Origin of the sequence: Pseudomonas petroselini, from assembly GCF_045037875.1 — a bacterium.
Lineage (GTDB): Bacteria > Pseudomonadota > Gammaproteobacteria > Pseudomonadales > Pseudomonadaceae > Aquipseudomonas > Aquipseudomonas petroselini.
On sequence record NZ_CP173614.1, the window covers coordinates 4,009,804 to 4,030,930 of the forward strand.

A 21,127-nucleotide genomic window follows, 5' to 3' on the forward strand; every position below is an offset into this window, starting at 1 on the left:
CACCTCCCGAAAGATCCCACACACCCATAAGCCGCATCCTGCATCTGAACGATAGCGATCGTACTCGGCTGCACCGATACTTGGCCCAGGCCCTGCCACGTCAATTCACCGTACCGGCCTTCACCCTGTGACCAGAACAATAAAAAGTCGCACAGAGGAACACTCATGAGCCGTCTTGACCTTTCGAGCCTGTTGCAGGCCTTCAGCACCCTGATCCTGGATCTGCAGCGATTGGCCCAACACCAGGACATCGAGCACTTCCAGCACCACGCATTGGCGCGCGTCAGTCAGTTGTTGCACTTCGACAGTGCCTGGTGGGGCCGCGCGGCGCTGATCGGGGATTTGCCGGAAGAACACAGCAGCTGCCTGTACCACTTGCCGCCGGCTTACTTGACCGACTGGCAGTCCATCCGTCATTTGGATGTGACCGTCGGGCGTGTGCATGCTCAGCCCGGCGAGGCGGTGATCATCGATATGTCGGACCCGGCGAGCGGCACTGGCTTGAACTGGCTGGCCGACCGGTACGGCATCGGCGAACTGTTGTGTGTCATCCACATTGACCCGCAAACCAGCCTCAGCGATCACCTGACCCTGTATCGAAAGCCCGGAGCGCCACGGTTCGCCGAACAAGACTGCCGGCTGCTCAACCCCCTGATGCTGCACTTGGTGGCAGCGGTCTCGGCCAACCAGATCCGCACGCTGGTGGCCACCCGCGAAACCCTGATCAGCCCGCGCAACCTGGCCTTGGCGGTGTGCGGCCCGCACGGCGTGTTGCAGTGCGCCGAACGCGGCTTTATAGACTTGCTGCTCAGCGAATGGCCGCAATGGAGTGGTCCGACCTTGCCGGTGCCACTGGATGAGCGTGGCCATGAGGGCAAGCAGATCCATATCCAGGTGTCCGCGGTGGGCGACCAGTTCCTGTTGGCCGCGCGCGTCAACCGTGCCCTGCCCCAGCTCAGCCCACGAGAGAACGCTGTAGCCCAGGGCTTCGGCGAGGGCAAGACCTACAAGGAAGTCGCCCGCGACCTGGGGCTCTCGCCCAATACCGTGCGCCATCACTTGCGCACGATCTACAGCAAGCTCGGGGTCAGAGACAAAGCACGCATTGCGCACTTGGTGCACGCCCCACCTGAATAATCCCGCGTTTTTTTAGTTTCTTTGCGCTGCCCGTTTTGGCGGCCACGGGCGGCTTTTGCCCAACTTTCAGTCCCTGCCCTCACCCATAAGAGACGCCTTGCCATGACTCAACCCACCTTGCGCACCTTGCCTTTGCTGCTCGGCGGCACCTTACTGTGCCTCGACAGCCAGGCTGCCGACCTCAATGCCCGGGATTTTTTCAGTGCCCCGCCCGGCACCCAACTCGGTGTGCTGTACCTGCCGACCACCCGCGCCGGGGACTTTCACGGCCCGGCCGACACCACCGGCAAGGCCGAACTCAAGGTCAATGCCGTCGCTTACCGGCAGGTGTTTTTCACCGATGCCTGCGGCACGCTCTGCACCCCGCAGTTCATTGTCCCGTTTGCCGATATCGATGCTCGCCTGCCGGGCGCGACCCAGCACACCGGAGAAAGCGGGTTCGGCGATCCACAGGTCGGCGGCACGCTGTTTTTCATCAATGACCCGGCGTCCCGCACCTACAGCGGCCTGCTGAGCCTGATTACCGTGCCGGTGGGCGAATACCACCGCAACAACCCCGACGTCTCGCCCGGCGGCAATCGCTGGGGCGCGACCTTTGTCTACAACTACACCCAGGGCATCGGCGAAAAATGGGTGCTGGAAGCCAACCTCGAAACCCAGCTGTACGCCACCAATGACGACTACTTTGGCAGCGAACTCAAGCAAGACCCGCTGTATCGCCTGCAAGCGTTTGCCTCCTACGACTTCAGCCCTGCCACCTACGGCGCATTTCGCCTGATCCAGGCCGAGGGTGGCGCGCTGCGCATCAACCGTCAGCGAATCGACGACACCCGCAAGCGCTACACCCAGCTGGGGTTCGAGGTCGGGCATTGGCTGGATCAGCAGAACCAAGTGATGTTCAGCCTTTCGCAAAACGTCGCGGCATCCAACGGCTATGCCGGCACCGAGGCCTTGCTGCGCCTGGTCCATGTGTTCTGAACCCCCTTTCCGGAGCCTGACCATGCACACTCATTCCCACGCAACACAGGATCGGCCTCGCCCAGCGTCCGTATCCTGGGACCTGCTCGCGGCCATCGTGCTGTTTGCCGCGATCACCCCGACCATCCTGATGACCGCGCCCGCCGTGGCCGCGCAGTTGGGCGCCCAATGGCAACTGAGCCCCTCGCAGATCGGCGACTTGTTTTCGGTGGAACTGGGCGCGATGAGCCTGGCGACCCTGCCCGCCCTGTGGTGGCTAAGGCGCGTGAACTGGCGGTTGGCGGCCCTGGCCGCTGCCGGGTTGTTTATCGCCGCCAACCTGCTGTCGATGCTTGCCGACAGCTACACCCACCTGCTGACCCTGCGCTTCGCCAGTGCCTTGGCGGGCGGCTCATTGATGATTATCTGCCTGGCCAGTGCGGCCACCACCGCCAACCCCAGTCGCGTATACGGGTTGTGGGTGATGGGGCAACTGGTCGTGGGCGCCATCGGCCTGGCGGTATTGCCCGGTTTGTTCGAGCGCTATGGATTGGGTGCCTGCTACCTGATCCTCGCCGGCCTGATGACCCTGTTGTTACCCCTTGCGCGCAGTTTTCCCAACGCCGCCCCGGCGCCACAAACCGCGGAAACCGCGCGGCTGCCCGGCTCGCGATGGCGCGCCGCGCTGGGCGTCGGTGCGGTGCTGGCCTTTTACATCAGCCTTGGCGGGATCTGGACGTTTATCGGCGCCCTGGGCGCCCGTGTCGGGATATCGCCGCAAGACAGCGGCGAGGTGCTGGCCGTTGCGACGGTCATGGGGATCGCCGGCGCCGCCTGTGCATCGCTGATCGGCCCACGCCTGTCGCGCCTGCGATTGTTGCTGGCGGGCTATGCCCTGATGGCCGCCGCCGTGTTGCTCCTGCTGGGCCAACCGACGCTGATGCGCTTCGCCCTGGCGGCGCTGCTGTTCAAGTTCACCTGGACCTTCATCCTGCCGCTGATCCTCGCGTGCCTCGCCGACCTCGATCACAGCGGCAAGCTGATGAATGCCTCGAACCTGGTGATCGGCGGCGGCCTGGCCATCGGCCCGGCAATCGCCGGCCGGCTGATCGAGGTCAGTGGCAGCTTTACGGCGTTGTTGATCGGCGGCGCCGTGATCACCTTGTTGTCGCTGGCAATGATCCTCGCCAGCCGTCCCAAACCCGTCGTTGAAATGGAGCTTGTATGAACCGAACCACCGCGTTTTTCTTTGATGAAATGAGCCTTTGGCACAGCGCCAGCGCCCATGCATTGACCTTGCCCGTGGGTGGCTGGGTGCAGCCACCGGCCGGCAGCGGGCATGCCGAGTCCCCCGAAACCAAACGGCGCATGAAAAGCCTGCTGGATGTGTCCGGGCTAAGCCATCACCTGGACATCCACAACGCGGCGGTCGCCAGCGAAACCGACTTGCTGCGCGTCCATGGCCGCGAATACCTGCAGCGCTTCAAGGCGCTGAGTGATGCCGGTGGTGGCGAGCTTGGACCGCAGGCGCCGATAGGCCCGGGCAGCTACGAGATTGCCCGGCTCTCCGCCGGCCTGACCATGGCCGCCGTCGACACCGTGCTCAAGGGCCTCGCGGATAACGCCTACTCGCTGTCTCGCCCACCTGGCCATCACTGCCTGGCGGACAGCGCCATGGGCTTCTGTTTCCTGGCCAACATCGCCATCGCCATCGAAGCCGCCAAGGCCCGCAGCGGACTGGGCAAGGTCGCCGTGATCGATTGGGACGTACACCATGGCAACGGCACGCAAGCGATTTTCGAGGCGCGGGCGGATGTCTTGACGATCTCGTTGCATCAGGACGGTTGTTATCCGCCGGGCTACAGCGGTGAACAGGATCGTGGTCGCGGCGCCGGGCGGGGAGCGAACATCAATATTCCCTTGCCGCCGGGATGCGGCCACGACGCTTACTTGCATGCGATGACGCGCATCGTGGTACCGGCGCTGGAGCGCTTCCAGCCGGAACTGATCATCGTCGCCTGCGGCTTTGACGCCAACGCCGTCGACCCACTCGCGCGGATGTTGCTGCACAGCGAGTCGTTTCGCCTGATGACCCGTTGCGTGCGCCAGGCTGCCGAACGCCTGTGCCAGGGGCGCTTGGTGCTGGTGCATGAAGGCGGCTACAGCGAAGCCTATGTGCCGTTTTGCGGCTTGGCGACGCTGGAGGAATTGTCCGGTGTGCGCACAGCCGTGGAAGACCCGATGCTGGCACTGGTCGAGCTGCAGCAGCCCAAGGCGGCGCTGCTGGAGTTTCAGAAGCGGTGGATCGATCAGTTGGCGCGGGGAGTGTTTGACTAGCCATGTGGAGTAGCCAGTCGCCCCCTCGCGCGCATTGAGTGTCCTTCGCGCGGGGGGATCGCACTTAAGGCACTTCACGGGGAACGAAGCTAGTTCCACCCTGGCGCACCCCGTGAGTGACGGTGACGCCATACCGTACGCCGGTTTCCAGCCCGGTGAGGTGCGTTTCGTTGCCTTTGACAGTTCTAGCAACAGGTTCCCCGTGAGGAATCTCCGAATAGGACACGTGGTATTGAGTATCGCTACTGCCGTCCCAGGTGATCTTTGCCGAAGTAGCGCTTGTGATCTCGGCGTTTACATCGATGCGATCGTTCATGATATTGACCTTTAGGCAAAATAACGTAATCGGCTGTACCCTCTGTTTAAACCCGAGGGGGTCACCAAATTAACGTCTGAGGCCAATGCTGCGTCTACTGTCAGGATTGACAGGCTCAATGACTTTTCCGACCGACGGAATGTCCGGTACACATCAAGTCGCGTCCCCGGTTTATAGGCCTTAGTGAGACGCCAATCGCCAAACCCGTGCTATGGCCGCCGCACGCTCACGTAAGAGGCCAGGTGCCGCCTTACATGCCTGCTCCAACGTCATCGGCCCCGAAGGCAAGGCGAAAGCGGCATCCACGCCATGGGCATACATCTGCTCATAGCCCTCGCCCAGCGTGCCGGCAATCACAATGACCGGCACGTTGTGCTGCCGGGCGATACGTGCCACGCCGAACGGGGTTTTGCCGCGCAGGGTCTGGGCGTCGAAACGGCCTTCGCCGGTGATCACCAGGTCTGCGCCACGCACAGCTTCATCCAGGCCGACCAATTCGGCGACCACGTCCACACCGGCACGAAACTGCGCGCCCAGGAACGCTTTGGCGGCAAAGCCCAAGCCGCCGGCGGCGCCGCTGCCGGCTTCGTCGCGCACGTCGCTGGGCAGCACGCGGGCGCAGTGATCGGCAAAGTGACCAAGGGCGGCGTCCAACTGTTGCACTTGCTCGGGATTGGCGCCCTTCTGCGGGCCGAAAATCGCCGACGCGCCGTGGGGCCCGCACAGCGGATTGTTCACGTCCGCAGCGATTTCGAAGCGGACCTGCGCCAGGCGCGGGTCCAGCTGTTCAAGGCTGATATGCGCCAGGCGCGACAGGGCCAGGCCGCCGGGTGGCAGCCGTTGCGCTTGTGCATCGAACAGTTGCACGCCCAGCGCCTGCATCGCGCCCGCGCCACCGTCGTTGGTGGCACTGCCGCCAATCGCCAGGATGATGCGTTGGGCGCCGGCATCCAGGGCTGCGCGGATCAGTTCGCCGGTGCCGTAAGTCGTGGTGACACAGGCATCGCGCTGTTCCGGGGGCAGCAGTTGCAGGCCGCTGGCCTCGGCCATTTCGATGATGGCGGTGTGGCTGTCAGCCAACCAGCCCCAACGTGCTTGAACCGCTGCGCCGAGCGGGCCGCGCACGGTGTGGCGCCGCAACTCGCCGTGACATGCCGCCAGCACCGAATCCACCGTGCCTTCACCTCCATCCGCCATTGGACACTGGACCAACTGAGCATCCGGCCAGACCTGCGCCAGCCCGTCAGCAATGGCCTGTGCCACGCCTTCAGCACTCAGGCTGTCCTTGAACGAGTCGGGGGCGATGATGATTTTCATGGGCTTTCTCCGGTTTTTATAACGCCCATGCTGCCAGTTGGCACGGCCGCTGACGCCGGTCCGGTGCACAAGTGCGGATGCGCTTTGTTGTTCATTCCGACAAAGCCTGGGGCAGCAACTGCACGCCGAGGTACAGCGCAAGCATGCCGTCCAGGGTCAACGGGTCGACACCGCTGAGTTCGGCAATGCGCTCCATGCGGTAACGCAGGCTGTTGCGGTGAATGCCCAGCGCATCGGCGCAGGACTGGCTTTGCCCGTCGTGTTCGCACCAACTGCGCAGCGTGGCCTGCAGTTGGCCATTGCTGTCTTTGGCCAGCACTTTGCGCAGGGGGTTGAGCAGTTCGTCGAGGGCATCGTCGTTGCGATGGCGCCAGAGCATCACGGGCAGGCGATAGCGGTTGAGGGTCAGCAGCCGTGACTGCGGCAGCACATCGCGGCCATAGGCGAGCAAATCACCGACGCGTCGATAGCAACGGCGCAGACCCGCCAGCCCATCCGCCTGCCCCCCAACGGCGACGCGCAGGATATGCCAGCCGAGGCCATCAAGCTTTTCCAACAGCCGTGGGTTGTCGACCTGTATCGCGGCCGGACGGCACCATAACAATGAATATTGCGCCGAGCTGACGCACCAGCTGTCCGGGTAACGCGAGGTCAGCCAGGCACTCAAGGCTTCCGCCGATTGCCCCGCGCCCAGTTCGAACAGGTACGGTGTACGCGCCATCTGCGGCTTGAGCCCCAGTTGTTGAGCTTCGTCCACCAGGCGCGGTGAGTCGCCGGTATCGGCCAGCAGCAAGGCCAGCAGATCGTCACAGCGTTGGCGCCGCCATTGTTGCTCGGCCTGCTGGTGGCGATGGCTCACCAGCATTTCGGCGGTCATGCGCACCAGCTCGGCGTAGGTGCGCAGGCCTTCCGGCTCACCGGTGATGCCGAGCACGCCGATCAGGCGGCCGTCATGCAGCAGCGGCAGGTTGATGCCCGGTTGCACGCCTTTGAGGTGCTTGGCGGTCTGGCCGTCGATTTCCACCACGCGGCCATTGGCGAGCACCAGTTGTGCGCCTTCATGGCGAGTGTTGATACGTTCGGGCTCGCCGCTGCCGAGAATCAGGCCCTGGCTGTCCATGACGTTGACGTTATGGGGCAGGATCGCCATGGTTCGATCGACGATATCCTGTGCCAGGTCATGATCCAGCTCGAACATGGGGCTAATTTCCTAGAAAACGATGGTTGTTCACAGGCACAGCGCAATAGCGGCTTCACTGTGCGCACGCACAAAGACAGCGGCCTGCCAGGTGGCCGAGACTCAGTGGGCGATCAACGTTAACCTCGCATCGCAAAAAATCATAATAAAGAGAGACTCCCATGTCACAGAGCGCCGCCGTCACAATGGCCACCGATGACGATAAAAACGCCATCTACAAGCGCGTTACCCTGCGCTTGATCCCCTTCATTTTCATCTGCTATCTGTTCAATTACCTCGACCGGGTAAACGTTGGCTTTGCCAAGTTGCAGATGCTCGATGCGTTGAAATTCAGCGAAACCGTGTACGGCCTCGGCGCCGGGATCTTCTTTATCGGCTACGTGTTGTGCGGTGTGCCGAGCAACCTGGCGCTGACCAAGTTCGGTCCACGGCGCTGGATTGCGTTGATGATGATCGTCTGGGGCACGCTGTCGACCTGCCTGCTGTTCGTCACCACACCAACCCACTTCTACACCCTGCGCCTGTTTACCGGTGCCGCCGAAGCCGGCTTCTTCCCTGGCGTGGTGCTGTACCTCTCGCAGTGGTTCCCGACCTTCCGCCGTGGGCGGATCATGGCGCTGTTCATGTCGGCCATTCCGGTTTCCGGCCTGCTGGGCAGCCCGTTCTCCGGCTGGATCCTCAACCACTTCGCGGCAGGCCAAGGCGGCCTGGCCGGTTGGCAGTGGATGTTCCTGCTGCAAGGTATCCCGACCGTGATTTTGGGCGCCCTCGCCTATTTCCTGCTCAGCGACAGCTTTGCCCACGCCAAATGGCTCAAGCCGCACGAGCGCGCAGTGCTGGAAGCCGACCAGGCGACCGACCTGGCCAACAAGCCGAAAACCACGACCGATTCGCTGGCCGAAGTGTTCAAGAACCCGGCGATCTGGGCGTTCGGCCTGATCTACTTCTGCATCCAGAGCGGCGTGTACGCGATCAACTTCTGGCTACCGTCGATCATCAAGAACCTGGGCTTCAGCGATAACCTGGTGATCGGCTGGCTCAGTGCGATCCCTTACCTGCTGGCGGCGGTGTTCATGTTGCTGGTGGGTCGCTCCGCGGACTTGCGCAAAGAGCGTCGCTGGCACTTGGTGGTGCCGATGTTGATGGGCGCCATTGGCTTGGTGATTGCGGTGAACTTCGCGACGACACCGGCCATTGCGATCCTCGGCCTGACCATCGCCACCATGGGTGCGCTGACCGGCCTGCCGATGTTCTGGCCGGTGCCCACCGCGATGCTTAGTGCCGGCGCGGCGGCCGGTGGCCTGGCGCTGATCAACTCCATGGGCCAGATGGCCGGCTTCCTCAGCCCGTACATCGTGGGCTTTGTGAAAGATGCCACCGGATCAACGGATGTGGCGCTGTACCTGCTCGCGGCGGTGATCGTGGCGGGTAGTGTGCTGGCGTTGCGGATGACGCGTACCCTGAAGGTCTAACGCAGTCACATGTGGGGAGTGGTGTGGCCGCCCCCCGCAGTGTTTGTGCGGTGTTTACAACAGGCCGCCGCCGTCGATGTCGATCACGGCGCCGGTCATGAAGCCATTCTCCATGGCCAGCACATACCCCGCCGCGACCTCCTCCGCCTGCCCCACGCGCCCGACCGGCAACGCACCGCCGGCCTTGGCAAACATCGCCAGGCGCTGTTCTTCAGCCAACCCCGCATAAGCCGGTGTGTCAATCACGCCTGGACTGATCACGTTGACCCGGCGCGGTGCCAACTCCTTGGCCAATTGCTTGCCCAGTGCTTCGGTCGCGGCGTTAATGCCGGTCTTGATGAACTGGCCCGGCGCCAATTTACGTCCCAGTTGCCCCGAGGTCAGGCTGATGCTGCCGTGTTCGTCAAGAAAAGGCAGTGCCAGTTGAATCGCTCGCAGCGAGCCCCAGAGCTTTACGTTGAAATTTTCCTGGGCTTCGGCCAGGTCGGTCTCAAGCAAGGTCTTGGCGCGTACCGTCGGCCCCGAGGTGTAGACCAGGTGGTCAAAACGCCCCACGGTCTCGAACAGGCGTTGCAGGGAGGCTGCATCGGTGACGTCCACCGGTTCGCTGCGCAGGCCGTTTTCGTTGCCGGAGACCAAGCGCCGCCCGGCCAATACCACGTGTGCACCCCGCGCAGCGGCGGCCTGGGCCACGGCGGCGCCGATGCCGCTGCTGCCGCCGATCACGATGACGGTTTTGCCGTTGAGGGAAGAAGTCATGGGGAAAATTCCTGCTTGAGAAAATGAGCGTTCATCTTCCCAGCTTGGCAATCAGCGAAAAATCCCGGTAAAACGACAAGATCTTTAAAGGATTTTTACAAATGAGCTCAACCCTCGACCTTGAAGTCTTCGTGCGCACCGCCGACACCGGCAGCTTGTCCGCCGCCGCGCGCGGGCTTGGCTTGACCCCGGCCGCCGCCAGCATCGCCCTCAAACGCCTGGAAACGCGCCTGGGCATCCGCCTGTTGGCGCGCTCCACGCGCAGCATGCGCCTCACCGAGGAAGGTCGGCGCTACCTCGACAGCGTGCGGGTAGCGCTGGAGGCGCTCTCGGAAGGCGAACAGGCGATCAAACAGCAGGGCCAGAGTCTCAGTGGTTTACTGCAACTGGCGGCGCCTTCGGATTTCGGGCGCAATGTGCTGCTGGGCTGGCTGGACGAGTTCAAGCTCGAACACCCCAATATCCGTCTGCAATTGCTGCTCAACGACAGCAATGCCGACCTGTTCCGCGACACCGTCGACATTGCCCTGCGCTTTGGTGTGCCCAGGGACTCCAGCCTGGTAGCACTGCCGGTGGTGCCTGGGCACCACCGCATCCCCTGCGCCAGCCCGGACTACCTGGCGCGCCATGGCACGCCCCGAACACCTTCCGATCTGGCGCAACACAACGCACTGCGCTACATGCGTCAGGGCCGGGCCAACAGCACGTGGTATTTTCGCCAGGGCACGGCGCTGCAGGAGGTTGAGGTGACGGGCGATTACTTGAGCGATGACGGCGAAATCGTGCGGCGCTGGGCGCTGGCCGGCCACGGCATCGCCTACAAAGCCAACCTGGATATTGCCCGTGACATCCAGGCCGGTCGGCTGGTGCCCTTGCTGCCTGATTGGCAGGGCGAACCGACGCCGTTCAACCTGATGTGCCCCCACCGCCTGCAAGTATCGGAACGGGTGAAAGTGTTGCATCGCTTTTTACAAGGGCGCTGTCAGGCGTTGCTGAGCGCGTGAAGAAACGCGTGCGGGGCTTGTCCCAGAGCCTTGGAGTCTGGTATTGCATGGCGTACGTTTCGGCCAAGAGGAGCTATCCATGATCTACCGCACATTGGGCCAGTCCGGGTTGAAGGTCAGTGCCTTGACCCTGGGCACCATGATGTTTGGCAAACAGACCAGCACCGAGGACTCGCTGCGCATCATCGACAAGGCCTGGGACCAGGGCATCAATTTTATCGACACGGCGGACGTCTACACCGGCGGCCGCTCCGAGGAAATCGTCGGCGAAGCGATCGCCCGTCACCGCGAGGATTGGGTGGTGGCGTCCAAGGTTGCCATCGGCCCCATCGATGGGTTGCCCAACCGCAGCGGCCTGAGCCGCAAGCGTATCTTCAATGCGTTGGAAGCCAGCCTGAGCCGCCTCGACACTGACTACCTCGACATCTACTACCTGCACCGTGAAGACCACGCGACCCCACTGGAGGTGACGGTGTCGGCAATCGGCGACCTGATCCGCCAGGGCAAGATCCGCTACTGGGGCCTGTCCAACTATCGCGGCTGGCGCATTGCCGAAGTGATCCGCGTGGCCGAGCGCCTGGGCGTGGACAAACCGGTGATCAGCCAGCCGCTGTACAACATCGTCAACCGTCAGGCCGAGGTCGAGCAGATCACCGCCGCAGTCGCCTACGGCTTGGGTGTAGTGCCTTACAGCCCATTGGCGCGTGGCGTGCTCAGCGGCAAATACGCCCCGGATGTAGCGCCCGAAGCCGGCAGCCGTGCGGCGCGCCAGGACAAACGCATCCTGGAAACCGAATGGCGCGTGGAATCGCTGCGCATCGCCCAGCAGATCCAGCAGTACACCCAAGGCCGTGGCGTGGGGATTGTGGAGTTTGCCATTGCTTGGGTGTTGAACAGTTCAGCGGTCAGTTCGGCGATTGTCGGGCCGCGCACCGAGGAGCAGTGGGACGCCTACCTTGGCGCGTTGGACGTGAAGATCACGGCGCAGGATGAAGCGTTCATCGACTCGCTGGTGACGCCGGGGCATTCCTCCACGCCCGGGTTCAATGATGTGGAGCACTTCGTCTCGGGCCGCGTGGCGCGCGGTTAATCTGCAAGCCCCCTGTGGCCCACAGGCCACAGGGCGGATCCCAACGAATCCACGGCGAGAAATTTTCCTGAAAAACGCCCCAAAACAGCGCAACCCTCTCACGCTAAAAGCACCATAATCCCCTCCTGCAATCCCCCTCTTTTTTGTACCCATGGTTTTTCGCGAGGACAGTGTGTCTAAAGGTGTTGTGTTATCGGTCTCGGCTTCGGCGTTGTTCGCTGTGATGTATTACTTCACATCATTGCTCACCCCCTTGAGCGGCCTGGAAATTTTCGGCTGGCGCATGCTGCTCACCGTGCCGTGCATGACGGTCTTCATGATCGTCAGCGGCGAATGGCGGCGGGTGTGGGAGCTGGTACGGATGTTAGCCGGCAAGCCCCGTCTGATCGCGGGTGTGCTGCTGTCTTCAGCGTTGCTCGGCGTGCAGCTGTGGCTGTTTATGTGGGCGCCGCTGAATGGGCGCAGCCTGGATGTGTCGGTGGGGTACTTCCTGTTACCGCTGACCATGGTGCTGACCGGTCGCCTGGTTTGGGGCGAGCAGCTGTCGTATTTGCAGCGGGTCGCAGTGTTTTTTGCAGGCCTCGGCGTGCTCAACGAGCTGTACCAGGCCGGCGGTTTCTCCTGGGCAACACTGGTGGTGATCATCGGTTACCCGCTCTATTTCATCGTGCGCAAATACCTCAAGACCGACCACCTGGGCGGCCTCTGGCTGGATATGGCGCTCATGCTGCCGGTGGCCTGGTGGTTTGTGCAGAGCGGCGAGCAAGGCTTTGCGGTGATGGATGCGCACCCGAAGCTGTATGCGTTGATTCCTATGCTGGGCCTGATCAGTGCGTCGGCGCTGGTGAGCTATATCATTGCCAGCCGTTTGCTGGCATTCAGCCTGTTCGGGCTGCTCAGCTATGTGGAGCCGGTGCTGTTGCTGGGCGTCGCACTGATCTTGGGTGAAGGGATCAAGGGCGGCGAGTGGTTGACCTACATCCCGATCTGGCTGGCGGTGATGGTGCTGGTGTTTGAAGGGTTCAAGCATTTGGTCCGTCAGCGCAAAGCCTGATGCACAGGCAATAAAAAGCCCGGCCGAGACATCTCTCGGCCGGGCTTTTTTACACTTGCTTAGTCGGTGCTCAATACACCGCGACGCACTTGGTCGCGCTCGATGGACTCGAACAGCGCCTTGAAGTTGCCTTCGCCAAAGCCATCGTCGCCTTTGCGCTGGATGAACTCGAAGAACACCGGGCCCATCAGGGTTTCCGAGAAGATCTGCAACAGCAGGCGCTTGTCGCCCGCAACGGACGAGCCATCCAGCAGGATGCCGCGCGCTTGCAGTTGATCCACCGGCTCGCCGTGGTTCGGTAAGCGACCTTCAAGCATTTCGTAGTAGGTGTCCGGCGGTGCGGTCATGAAGCGCATGCCGATCTTCTTCAACGCGTCCCAGGTCTTGACCAGGTCGTCAGAAAGGAAGGCCACGTGCTGGATACCTTCACCGTTGAACTGCATCAGGAACTCTTCGATCTGCCCGGCGCCCTTGGACGACTCTTCGTTCAGCGGGATGCGGATCATGCCGTCCGGCGCACTCATGGCCTTGGAGGTCAGGCCGGTGTACTCGCCCTTGATGTCGAAATAGCGCGCTTCACGGAAGTTGAACAGCTTCTCGTAGAAGTTGGCCCAGTAGGCCATGCGCCCGCGATAGACGTTGTGGGTCAGGTGGTCGATGACCTTCAGGCCTGCGCCTTGCGGGTTGCGCTCGACGCCTTCGAGGTAGACGAAGTCGATGTCGTAGATCGAGCTGCCTTCGCCGAAACGGTCGATCAGGTACAGCGGCGCACCGCCGATGCCCTTGATCGCCGGCAGGTTCAGTTCCATCGGGCCGGTTTCGATGTGGATCGGCTGGGCGCCGAGCTCGAGGGCACGGTTGTAGGCTTTTTGCGAATCCTTGACGCGGAAGGCCATGCCGCACACCGACGGGCCGTGCTCGGCCGCAAAGTAGGAGGCGATGCTGTTGGGCTCGTTGTTAAGGATCAGGTTGATCTCGCCCTGGCGGTACAGGTGCACATTCTTGGAGCGGTGGGTCGCGACCTTGGAGAAGCCCATGATCTCGAAGATCGGCTCCAGGGTGCCCGGCGTCGGCGACGCGAATTCGATAAATTCAAAGCCCATCAGGCCCATTGGGTTTTCGTATAGATCTGCCATGATTTGGCGCCTCATCATTCTTGTAGTGACGGATTCAATTGCCAGCAAGGATGAGGTGCACAGGCGGCGCACAGGAGAGGCCTCGCACGCTGCGGGCGAGGAAGTCACCAAAGATGAGGGGGGAGCCGAGTAGCTTCATGGTGTCATCGGTCTCTGACGGCTTAGGCTTGCGTGAGCGCAAGTCCATATTCTTGTATGCGTAAATCGATTCTACACAGCGTAACCGTGTTTGTCCGTACTCTTATCAAATCCCCATTGCCTTGGCCTGCGCAAGGGGTTTGTTGCACAGGTAGATGCCCAGCAGGATCACCGCACCGCCGATCAGCATTGGCGCGGTCAACTGTTCGCCCAGCAGCAAGGCGCCAAAGATCACGGCCGTGAGTGGGTTAAGCGCGATGAATACCCCGGAGCGGGTCGCGCCGATACGTCGGATGCCATCGTAGTAGCCGATATAGGCCAGCGCCGACCCCAGCACACCCAGGTACAACAGGCTCATGACCTGCGAAAAATGCAGTTGGCCAATGGCCTCCACACTAAAACGGCCCGTGATCAGCGAGGTCACGGTGAGCATCAGGGTACCCAACAGGATTGACCAAGTGACCGTCTGCAGCGGCCCTAAGCTTTGGTTCAGTTCGCGGGAAAACAACGAGTAGATGCCCCACCCCACCACGCAACCAAAGATCAGCAGATCGCCTCGCCAGTTGCCGGCGCCGTCGCCCAGCAACTGCGGGTTGCGGCTGATGATGACCACGGCAGCACCCGCCAGGCATAAGGCGATGCCGATGACCTTGATGCCGTTCAGGCGCTCCTTGAATAACCACCAGGACGCCAAGCCAATCACCGCTGGGTTCAGGGCCACGATCAATGAGGCCCGTGACGCGTTGGTGTACTGCAACCCGTAGAAGAAACACAGGTTGTAGAAAAAGATGCCGAAAAAACCCAGCACCAGCAATTGTGCGGCCTGCCGCGGGTTTGGGCGCGCCAAGGGAATACGTGCGCCCCCCATGAACACCAACAATGCCAGGCTGGCCAGGCAAAAACGCAGGCTGGCCGCCAGCAGAGGGTCAACCGCCTCACTCAGGTAGCGACCGGCGACGAAGGTACCGCCCCAGATCATGGTGACGGCGGCCAACTTGAAGTAAGTGATGCGATCCGAGGTTGAATACACGGGCGGTGGCTCTAATGGCTTGAGGGTTAGCCCATTGTTCTGGTAATACAGAGTCATCGTAAAATGAGCTTTCACTCATGACCCTGACTCAACTCGAAATATTCTCCCTGGTGGCCGAGCTGCAAGGTTTTACCAGCGCCGCCCACCGCCTGGGCATCAGCCAATCGGCGGTCTCCCATGCGATCAAGGGGCTGGAGGAGGAACTGGGGGTGGCATTGTTCAGGCGGCACCAGGCCCAGGTGGAACTCAGTGATATCGGCGCGCAGTTGCTGGGACGCGCCCGGGCGATGCTGGGGCTGGCCAATACACTGCAACAAGAGGCTGCGGACGCTCGGGGCATGAAACGCGGGACGTTGCGCATCGGCTCCTTCGGACCGACGTCCTCGACCTACCTGCTGCCGAAGATCCTCAACCGGTTTCGCCTGGAGTATCCCGGCATCGAAGTGCATGTGGACGAAGGGCCGGACAGGCAAGTCATGCAATGGCTCGACGAACGCCGGATTGATATCGGCTTTGTGGTGCTGGAACAGGAACGTTTCGACACCTTCGCGCTGTTCGAGGACCAGATGGTGGCGCTGCTGCCGGCCGACCATAAGCTGGCGGACCGCGAGCAGGTCAGCCTCAAGGAGTTGTGCAACGACCCCTTTGCCCTGACTGAGGCCGGCTCGTCTGAATTGGTGCTGCGACTGTTCAACGAGGCGCGGCTGACCCCTAACGTGCGTTTTCGCTGCTCGCAGTTGCTAAGCACCCTGGAAACCGTGGGTCGCGGGGATGCCGTGAGCGTGGTGGCACAGTCATCGTTGCCGATTTGGCGCGATCAACGCTATGTACAGCGCGCGCTGTCACCGCGTGTGCCGCGCCGGGTGGGCCTGGCCGTGCTGGACCGGCGGCACGCCTCCCCTGCGGCCCTCGCCTTCATTCGCATTGCGCAAGCTTTGGCGTGGTAGTGGCAGCTACTGGCTAAACGCTAGGTACCGCGAGCTTATTTTGGCCTGGACCTCTATCATCAATTGAATCTGATCCTGCAACAGGCCGTTCACTTCATGCCCCTCACCGTCAACGGCCCGCGAAAACGCGCCACTCGCAACGTGATTACCGCGCTCAGTGCGCTGTTGCCGATTGCACTCGGGGTGGTCATTCTGCATTGGCAAGCCGAACGCACCCTGCAACAAAGCACCGCCCAGACGGCGCAGGAAGCCGTGCGCCAATTCGACCTGATGCTCGACAACACCGCCCTCGCCGCCCAGGCCTTGCTGCCATTGGCGGGACGACCCTGTGATGACGGTGCGCAGTTGGCGCTGCGCGAACAGGTCACGCGCCGGCCGTTCGTGCGGGCGACCACTTTGTCCTGGCAAAAAAATATCTACTGCAGTTCGCTGTTCGGCGGCACCTATGCGTCGCCGGTCAACCCGGATGACTATGTGGATGGCCGCTTATGGCTGATGAATGGCAACCCGGTGACGCCGGACACGGCACTGCTGGTCTACCGGCTGGTCAACGGCGACAAGGCCGCATTTGCTTCGATTGATGGTTACCACCTGACCAACGCGCTGCGCCTGATCAGCCGTTACGCCGACTTGGTGCTGCAGGTTGGCCCGAATTGGCTGGGGGCGGATGGAAAGGTGCATGACACGCAGGTGCCCGTATTCGCCGTGGCCCATCATCGCCTGGCGTCCGAGCGGTTTCACTACAGTGTCGACGCGGGCATGCCGGCCGGCGAAGTATGGCGGTATATGCAGGCCCGATACCCGGCACTGTTCAGCCTGGTGGTGTTCTTTGGCGTGCTGGCGGGCGTGTTGGCCCATTGGCTGCAAAAGCGCTCTTCGGCGCCGACCCATGAACTGCAACGGGCGTTGGGTGCCCATGAATTCATTCCGTATTTCCAACCGGTCGTACGCGGTGATACCCGTGAGTGGGCCGGTTGCGAAGTATTGATGCGCTGGCAACACCCGAAAGAAGGCCTGGTGCGCCCCGACCTGTTTATCCCCCTGGCCGAACATTCGGGCCTGATCGTCCCCATGACTCGCGCGCTATTGCGTCAGACCGCTGCACAACTGGCGCCCCACGCGGCGCGGTTCCGCCCTGGATTCCATATCGGCGTGAACATCACCGCACGCCACTGCCAGGACTTGGCACTGGTGGATGACTGTCGTGAGTTCCTCGCCGCATTTCCTGTAGGCCAGGTGACACTGGTGCTGGAGTTGACCGAACGCGAGCTGATCGAACCCACCGACATCACCCGTCGCTTGTTCGATGCGTTGCATCAACTGGGGGTTATGATTGCCATTGATGACTTCGGCACCGGGCATTCCAGCCTCGGTTACTTGCGTAATTTCAATGTGGACTATTTGAAGATCGACCAGAGTTTTGTCGCCATGATCGGCGCAGATGCACTATCAGGGCATATTCTTGACAGCATCATAGAACTGTCCGGGAAGCTCGACTTGGGTATCGTCGCCGAAGGTGTGGAAACCGCTGAACAGTGTGAATACCTGGCGGCCCAGGGCGTGGATTTCCTGCAGGGCTACCTGTTCGGGAAGCCATTACCCTGCAATGAATTTATTAAATCCCTGGTCGGCCATTGAATAGCCATGCACTACCGGTGTTGAAATAATTCTATTTAGACAAAAGACATGATTTACTCGTAGCGGATTAACTACTACAATTTTTCCTGCCTGTGCAGAACTCGCGGGACGACTTCTTTCTTGAGTCGCCTTAAAGCGCTTGGCTTATAGCTTTGTCTGCAGTTGATATCAGCCAAATACACTATTGGAGTACAGATTTTGTCCAGACTCGCCGAATTTCGCGCAGCAGAAAAAGCCCTTCAAGAACAGCTTGCCCAGCTGGAATCCCTGAAGAACGACGCCGGCCTGAAGAAAGAAATCGAATTCGAAGAAAAGCTTCAAGCCCTGATGAAGACCTATGGCAAAGGCCTGCGCGACATCATTTCCATCCTTGATCCAAACCCGGGCAAGTCCAGTGCTGCTGCCGTTGCCGCACCAAAACAGCGCCGCGCTCGCGTGGTCAAGGTTTACCAGAACCCGCACACTGGTGAACTGATCGAAACCAAAGGTGGCAACCATCGCGGCCTCAAGGCCTGGAAAGAACAGTACGGCGCCGCCACTGTAGACTCCTGGCTTCGCGGCTGATTGCACTGCACTAACAAAGAGCCCCGCCTAAGCGGGGCTTTTTCATTTCTTTTTCATTTCAATGGTTCGAAACCGAACTTAAATAACGTTTCATCATGTTCAGAACCCACGGGCATTACATACTTAAAGTTTCAGGCTATCGCGCACCGAACTGACTTCGTCCTTGCTGGCGTCGTACGCTTGCGCCTGACCGGCGTATGAAAAAACATAGGCGTTATCGGTATCGACCGCACACACCAATGTTTGTGAAAGCACGTGACGGCCGTTTTCGGTAATCACACAAGTAGTTTCCAGTGCTTCAAGGCGACTCAAGGTTGTAGGGTGCATCTTGCTGCACACACTTTGATAACCCCCCTGGGCAAAATCTTTCTGGATGGACTTGCGCATCTCCAGCAATACACCTGGGAGATTAACCTTATGGCCCGGCTCAATGGGCGTGCCGGTCAATTCGATGACCATCAAGGTCGCACCATTTTCATCATTCTTGATCGCGCGCTGCCGGGACACGGGCCGTGGTGTGGCCGGCGCTTCTCCATCCGCCACGACTTCTTCGACTTGCCAGCCGCTGGGCCAATGAATTTCAGGGTCGGCCGCCATGACGAAGGGGGCGGCCAACAGCAAACACACAGCACTCAACAGCGGTTTACGAGGTTCGATCATGACAAAAAACACCCAAGGTTCAAGCGCCAAAGTTTGAGCCCCAGGCCCATGGGTCGCAAGGCCTGCGTGGGCTTTTTCATTTGGCGCCGGGCGCGCGCCTTGCGTATCATGGCCCGGCTGCACGGATGCCAGCCGCAAGCCAAGGAACCGCTCACGTCTTAGAGCCGCGTTTGCCCCATTTTTTCTGGAGGGCCCATGAGCCTGCACGAACTGAACACTTTCCCGGGCGTCACTGCCCAACCTGACACCGCCACCGCCAACTTCGTGTTCAACCACACCATGCTGCGGGTCAAGGACATCACTAAGTCGCTGGACTTCTACACGCGCGTCCTGGGCTTTTCCCTGGTTGAAAAGCGTGACTTCCCGGAAGCCGAATTCAGCCTGTATTTCCTGGCCCTGGTGGACAAATCCCAGATCCCGGCCGACGCCGCCGAGCGCACCCAGTGGATGAAGTCGATCCCGGGCATCCTGGAACTGACCCACAACCACGGCACCGAAAACGACGCCGACTTCGCCTACCACAACGGTAATACCGACCCCCGTGGCTTTGGCCATATCTGCATCTCGGTGCCGGATATTGTCGCGGCCTGTGAACGTTTCGAAGCCCTGGGCTGCGATTTCCAGAAGCGCCTGAGCGATGGCCGCATGAAGAGCCTGGCGTTCATCAAGGACCCGGATGCCTACTGGGTCGAGATTATCCAGCCCGCACCGCTGTAACGAAAAAACCCCATGATCGCTCATGGGGTTTTTCATTTCCGGGCTCGGTATTACGCCGGAGCGGAGGTGCGGATCAAATGGTCGAACGCACTCAAGGAAGCCTTGGCGCCCTCGCCCACCGCAATCACGATCTGTTTGTACGGCACCGTTGTTACGTCACCGGCAGCGAACACACCGGGCAGTGACGTTTCGCCACGCGCATCGACAATGATCTCGCCGCGAGGGGTCAGTTCCACGGTGCCTTTGAGCCAGTCGGTGTTGGGCAGCAAACCGATCTGCACAAAGATCCCTTCCAGGTCGATGGTCTTGAACTCGCCGCTGTCGCGATCCTTGTAGGCCAGGCCGGTAACTTTCTGGCCATCACCTTTGACTTCACTGGTCAGCGCGCTGGTGATCACGTCAACGTTCGGCAGGCTGTAGAGCTTGCGCTGCAACACGGCGTCGGCGCGCAATTTACTGTCGAACTCAAGCAAGGTGACGTGGCTGACGATACCGGCCAGGTCGATGGCCGCTTCAACGCCGGAGTTACCGCCGCCGATCACCGCCACACGCTTGCCCTTGAACAACGGACCGTCGCAGTGCGGGCAGAAGCACACGCCCTTGGCTTTGTATTCCTGCTCACCCGGCACCCCCATTTCGCGCCAGCGGGCACCGGTGGCGAGGATCACGGTTTTGGACTTGAGGGTCGCACCGCTTTCGAAACGAATTTCGTGCAGGTCACCGGCGTTTTTCGCCGGGATCAGGCTACTGGCGCGCTGCAGGTTCATGATGTCCACGTCGTACTGGCGCACGTGGGCTTCCAGGGCGCTGGCCAGTTTCGGGCCTTCGGTTTCCTGTACCGAGATGAAGTTCTCGATGGACATGGTGTCCAGCACTTGACCACCAAAGCGCTCGGCAGCGACGCCGGTACGAATACCTTTACGTGCGGCGTAGATCGCCGCCGCCGAACCGGCGGGGCCACCGCCGACGACGAGCACATCAAAGGCGTCTTTGGCGCTGATTTTTTCGGCGGCTTTTTCAATGCCGCTGGTGTCGAGCTTGGCGAGGATTTCTTCCAGGCCCATGCGGCCCTGGCCGAAGTTCACACCGTTCAGGTAAACGCTGGGCACTGCCATGATCTGGCGTTCGTCGACTTCTGCCTGGAACAGCGCGCCGTCGATGGCGACGTGGCGGATGTTCGGGTTGAGCACGGCCATCAGGTTCAGCGCCTGGACCACGTCCGGGCAGTTCTGGCAGGACAGCGAGAAGTACGTCTCGAAGCTGAACTCGCCTTTAAGGGCGCGGATCTGTTCAATCACTTCGACACTGGCCTTCGACGGGTGGCCACCGACTTGCAGCAGGGCCAACACCAGCGAAGTGAATTCATGGCCCATGGGGATGCCGGCAAAACGCAGGCTGATATCGGCACCCGGGCGGTTGATGGAGAACGAAGGCTTGCGCGCATCATCACCATCGGTTTTCAGGGTAATCAGCGTAGTGAGGCTGACAACATCCTGCAAAAGGGCAAGCATTTCCTGGGATTTCGCGCCGTCGTCGAGGGAGGCGACGATCTCGATCGGCTGGGTGACCCGTTCCAGGTATGACTTCAACTGAGCTTTAAGATTGGCGTCCAACATACGGGCGATTTCCTGTTCATTCGGTTTATTGCAGACAAAA

20 protein-coding genes are annotated in these 21,127 nt (G+C 61.1%); 12 read left to right on the forward strand and 8 right to left on the reverse strand.

Going from position 1 to position 21,127, the window contains the following annotated elements:
* Nucleotides 1-165 precede the first annotated feature (165 nt).
* The 4 genes from ACI512_RS18385 (at nucleotide 166) to ACI512_RS18400 (ending at nucleotide 4,431) form a co-directional block, all read left to right on the forward strand.
* Nucleotides 166-1,137, forward strand: coding sequence for a helix-turn-helix transcriptional regulator (locus ACI512_RS18385; protein WP_236383759.1), 972 nt, complete (start codon nucleotides 166-168; stop codon nucleotides 1,135-1,137).
* A 102-nt stretch (nucleotides 1,138-1,239) separates the two neighbouring features.
* Nucleotides 1,240-2,115 carry a transporter gene (locus ACI512_RS18390; protein ID WP_405121257.1) on the forward strand — a complete coding sequence of 292 codons (876 nt, stop codon included), beginning with the start codon at nucleotides 1,240-1,242 and terminating at the stop codon, nucleotides 2,113-2,115.
* Between the two features lie 22 nt (nucleotides 2,116-2,137).
* Nucleotides 2,138-3,322, forward strand: coding sequence for an MFS transporter (locus ACI512_RS18395; RefSeq protein ID WP_405121258.1), 1,185 nt, complete (start codon nucleotides 2,138-2,140; stop codon nucleotides 3,320-3,322).
* Nucleotides 3,319-4,431 (forward strand): class II histone deacetylase, encoded by a 1,113-nt coding sequence (locus ACI512_RS18400; protein ID WP_236381516.1) that lies wholly within the window; start codon nucleotides 3,319-3,321, stop codon nucleotides 4,429-4,431. Before ACI512_RS18395 ends, ACI512_RS18400 begins: the two co-directional genes overlap by 4 nt.
* A 64-nt stretch (nucleotides 4,432-4,495) precedes the next feature.
* Here the strand turns inward: ACI512_RS18400 and ACI512_RS18405 are convergent, their stop codons facing one another.
* The 3 genes from ACI512_RS18405 to ACI512_RS18415 form a co-directional block, all read right to left on the reverse strand.
* The gene (locus ACI512_RS18405) at nucleotides 4,496-4,747 is read right to left on the reverse strand and encodes a fibronectin type III domain-containing protein (protein ID WP_236381514.1); all 252 of its coding nucleotides are present in this window, start codon (nucleotides 4,745-4,747) and stop codon (nucleotides 4,496-4,498) included.
* Nucleotides 4,748-4,927: 180 nt separating this feature from the next.
* Nucleotides 4,928-6,064, reverse strand: a complete 1,137-nt coding sequence (locus tag ACI512_RS18410) for a glycerate kinase (RefSeq protein WP_236381512.1) — start codon at nucleotides 6,062-6,064, stop codon at nucleotides 4,928-4,930.
* 91 nt (nucleotides 6,065-6,155) lie between these two features.
* Nucleotides 6,156-7,262: a sugar diacid recognition domain-containing protein gene (locus ACI512_RS18415; RefSeq protein ID WP_405121259.1), complete on the reverse strand. Its 1,107-nt coding sequence runs from the start codon at nucleotides 7,260-7,262 to the stop codon at nucleotides 6,156-6,158.
* A gap of 161 nt (nucleotides 7,263-7,423) precedes the next feature.
* On the opposite strand from ACI512_RS18415, the gene ACI512_RS18420 reads away from it, so the two are divergent.
* Entirely contained in the window at nucleotides 7,424-8,734 is a 1,311-nt protein-coding gene (locus ACI512_RS18420) for an MFS transporter (RefSeq protein WP_236381508.1), read from the forward strand.
* A gap of 54 nt (nucleotides 8,735-8,788) precedes the next feature.
* Here ACI512_RS18420 and ACI512_RS18425 read toward each other — a convergent pair whose 3' ends face one another.
* Complete coding sequence (locus ACI512_RS18425; RefSeq protein WP_046034187.1) at nucleotides 8,789-9,493, reverse strand: SDR family oxidoreductase; 705 nt, start codon at nucleotides 9,491-9,493, stop codon at nucleotides 8,789-8,791.
* Nucleotides 9,494-9,594: 101 nt separating this feature from the next.
* On the opposite strand from ACI512_RS18425, the gene ACI512_RS18430 reads away from it, so the two are divergent.
* The 3 genes from ACI512_RS18430 (at nucleotide 9,595) to rarD (ending at nucleotide 12,641) form a co-directional block, all read left to right on the forward strand.
* Nucleotides 9,595-10,497, forward strand: coding sequence for a LysR family transcriptional regulator (locus ACI512_RS18430; protein WP_236381506.1), 903 nt, complete (start codon nucleotides 9,595-9,597; stop codon nucleotides 10,495-10,497).
* 79 nt (nucleotides 10,498-10,576) lie between these two features.
* The gene (locus ACI512_RS18435; protein ID WP_236381499.1) at nucleotides 10,577-11,587 is read left to right on the forward strand and encodes an aldo/keto reductase; all 1,011 of its coding nucleotides are present in this window, start codon (nucleotides 10,577-10,579) and stop codon (nucleotides 11,585-11,587) included.
* A gap of 172 nt (nucleotides 11,588-11,759) precedes the next feature.
* The gene (gene rarD, locus ACI512_RS18440) at nucleotides 11,760-12,641 is read left to right on the forward strand and encodes an EamA family transporter RarD (RefSeq protein ID WP_064052097.1); all 882 of its coding nucleotides are present in this window, start codon (nucleotides 11,760-11,762) and stop codon (nucleotides 12,639-12,641) included.
* Between the two features lie 59 nt (nucleotides 12,642-12,700).
* On the opposite strand, the gene hppD is transcribed toward rarD, so the two are convergent.
* A complete protein-coding gene (gene hppD, locus ACI512_RS18445) occupies nucleotides 12,701-13,777 on the reverse strand; it encodes a 4-hydroxyphenylpyruvate dioxygenase (protein ID WP_064052086.1) in 1,077 nt (358 codons plus the stop codon).
* 244 nt (nucleotides 13,778-14,021) lie between these two features.
* The gene (locus ACI512_RS18450; protein ID WP_236381490.1) at nucleotides 14,022-14,945 is read right to left on the reverse strand and encodes an EamA family transporter; all 924 of its coding nucleotides are present in this window, start codon (nucleotides 14,943-14,945) and stop codon (nucleotides 14,022-14,024) included.
* A 77-nt stretch (nucleotides 14,946-15,022) separates the two neighbouring features.
* Here ACI512_RS18450 and ACI512_RS18455 point away from each other — a divergent pair, with 77 nt between their 5' ends.
* The 3 genes from ACI512_RS18455 to ACI512_RS18465 all read left to right on the forward strand — a co-directional run bounded on the left by ACI512_RS18455 (nucleotide 15,023) and on the right by ACI512_RS18465 (nucleotide 18,094).
* On the forward strand, nucleotides 15,023-15,892 hold the full coding sequence (locus tag ACI512_RS18455; protein WP_236381488.1) for a LysR family transcriptional regulator: 870 nt from the start codon (nucleotides 15,023-15,025) through the stop codon (nucleotides 15,890-15,892).
* A gap of 96 nt (nucleotides 15,893-15,988) precedes the next feature.
* Nucleotides 15,989-17,530 carry an EAL domain-containing protein gene (locus ACI512_RS18460; protein WP_236381522.1) on the forward strand — a complete coding sequence of 514 codons (1,542 nt, stop codon included), beginning with the start codon at nucleotides 15,989-15,991 and terminating at the stop codon, nucleotides 17,528-17,530.
* A 198-nt stretch (nucleotides 17,531-17,728) separates the two neighbouring features.
* A complete protein-coding gene (locus ACI512_RS18465; RefSeq protein ID WP_012724173.1) occupies nucleotides 17,729-18,094 on the forward strand; it encodes a histone-like nucleoid-structuring protein, MvaT/MvaU family in 366 nt (121 codons plus the stop codon).
* A 123-nt stretch (nucleotides 18,095-18,217) separates the two neighbouring features.
* Here ACI512_RS18465 and ACI512_RS18470 read toward each other — a convergent pair whose 3' ends face one another.
* Nucleotides 18,218-18,754, reverse strand: coding sequence for a DUF4946 domain-containing protein (locus tag ACI512_RS18470; protein WP_236381486.1), 537 nt, complete (start codon nucleotides 18,752-18,754; stop codon nucleotides 18,218-18,220).
* A gap of 195 nt (nucleotides 18,755-18,949) precedes the next feature.
* Between ACI512_RS18470 and gloA the strand changes: the two genes are divergently transcribed.
* On the forward strand, nucleotides 18,950-19,471 hold the full coding sequence (gene gloA, locus ACI512_RS18475) for a lactoylglutathione lyase (protein WP_012724171.1): 522 nt from the start codon (nucleotides 18,950-18,952) through the stop codon (nucleotides 19,469-19,471).
* A gap of 50 nt (nucleotides 19,472-19,521) precedes the next feature.
* On the opposite strand, the gene ahpF is transcribed toward gloA, so the two are convergent.
* The gene (ahpF, locus tag ACI512_RS18480) at nucleotides 19,522-21,087 is read right to left on the reverse strand and encodes an alkyl hydroperoxide reductase subunit F (protein WP_012724170.1); all 1,566 of its coding nucleotides are present in this window, start codon (nucleotides 21,085-21,087) and stop codon (nucleotides 19,522-19,524) included.
* Nucleotides 21,088-21,127 lie beyond the last annotated feature (40 nt).

Excerpts from the sequence above, each read along its gene's own strand:
- ACI512_RS18400 (WP_236381516.1), top strand. The coding sequence starts at position 3,319 with ATGAACCGAACCACCGCGTTTTTCTTTGATGAAATGAGCCTTTGGCAC.
- ahpF (WP_012724170.1), bottom strand. The coding sequence starts at position 21,087 with ATGTTGGACGCCAATCTTAAAGCTCAGTTGAAGTCATACCTGGAACGG.
- ACI512_RS18460 (WP_236381522.1), top strand. The coding sequence starts at position 15,989 with ATGCCCCTCACCGTCAACGGCCCGCGAAAACGCGCCACTCGCAACGTG.
- ACI512_RS18405 (WP_236381514.1), bottom strand. The coding sequence starts at position 4,747 with ATGAACGATCGCATCGATGTAAACGCCGAGATCACAAGCGCTACTTCG.
- gloA (WP_012724171.1), top strand. The coding sequence starts at position 18,950 with ATGAGCCTGCACGAACTGAACACTTTCCCGGGCGTCACTGCCCAACCT.
- ACI512_RS18410 (WP_236381512.1), bottom strand. The coding sequence starts at position 6,064 with ATGAAAATCATCATCGCCCCCGACTCGTTCAAGGACAGCCTGAGTGCT.
- ACI512_RS18390 (WP_405121257.1), top strand. The coding sequence starts at position 1,240 with ATGACTCAACCCACCTTGCGCACCTTGCCTTTGCTGCTCGGCGGCACC.
- ACI512_RS18415 (WP_405121259.1), bottom strand. The coding sequence starts at position 7,262 with ATGTTCGAGCTGGATCATGACCTGGCACAGGATATCGTCGATCGAACC.
- ACI512_RS18395 (WP_405121258.1), top strand. The coding sequence starts at position 2,138 with ATGCACACTCATTCCCACGCAACACAGGATCGGCCTCGCCCAGCGTCC.
- ACI512_RS18385 (WP_236383759.1), top strand. The coding sequence starts at position 166 with ATGAGCCGTCTTGACCTTTCGAGCCTGTTGCAGGCCTTCAGCACCCTG.
- ACI512_RS18425 (WP_046034187.1), bottom strand. The coding sequence starts at position 9,493 with ATGACTTCTTCCCTCAACGGCAAAACCGTCATCGTGATCGGCGGCAGC.
- ACI512_RS18420 (WP_236381508.1), top strand. The coding sequence starts at position 7,424 with ATGTCACAGAGCGCCGCCGTCACAATGGCCACCGATGACGATAAAAAC.
- ACI512_RS18430 (WP_236381506.1), top strand. The coding sequence starts at position 9,595 with ATGAGCTCAACCCTCGACCTTGAAGTCTTCGTGCGCACCGCCGACACC.
- ACI512_RS18470 (WP_236381486.1), bottom strand. The coding sequence starts at position 18,754 with ATGATCGAACCTCGTAAACCGCTGTTGAGTGCTGTGTGTTTGCTGTTG.
- ACI512_RS18455 (WP_236381488.1), top strand. The coding sequence starts at position 15,023 with ATGACCCTGACTCAACTCGAAATATTCTCCCTGGTGGCCGAGCTGCAA.
- hppD (WP_064052086.1), bottom strand. The coding sequence starts at position 13,777 with ATGGCAGATCTATACGAAAACCCAATGGGCCTGATGGGCTTTGAATTT.
- ACI512_RS18435 (WP_236381499.1), top strand. The coding sequence starts at position 10,577 with ATGATCTACCGCACATTGGGCCAGTCCGGGTTGAAGGTCAGTGCCTTG.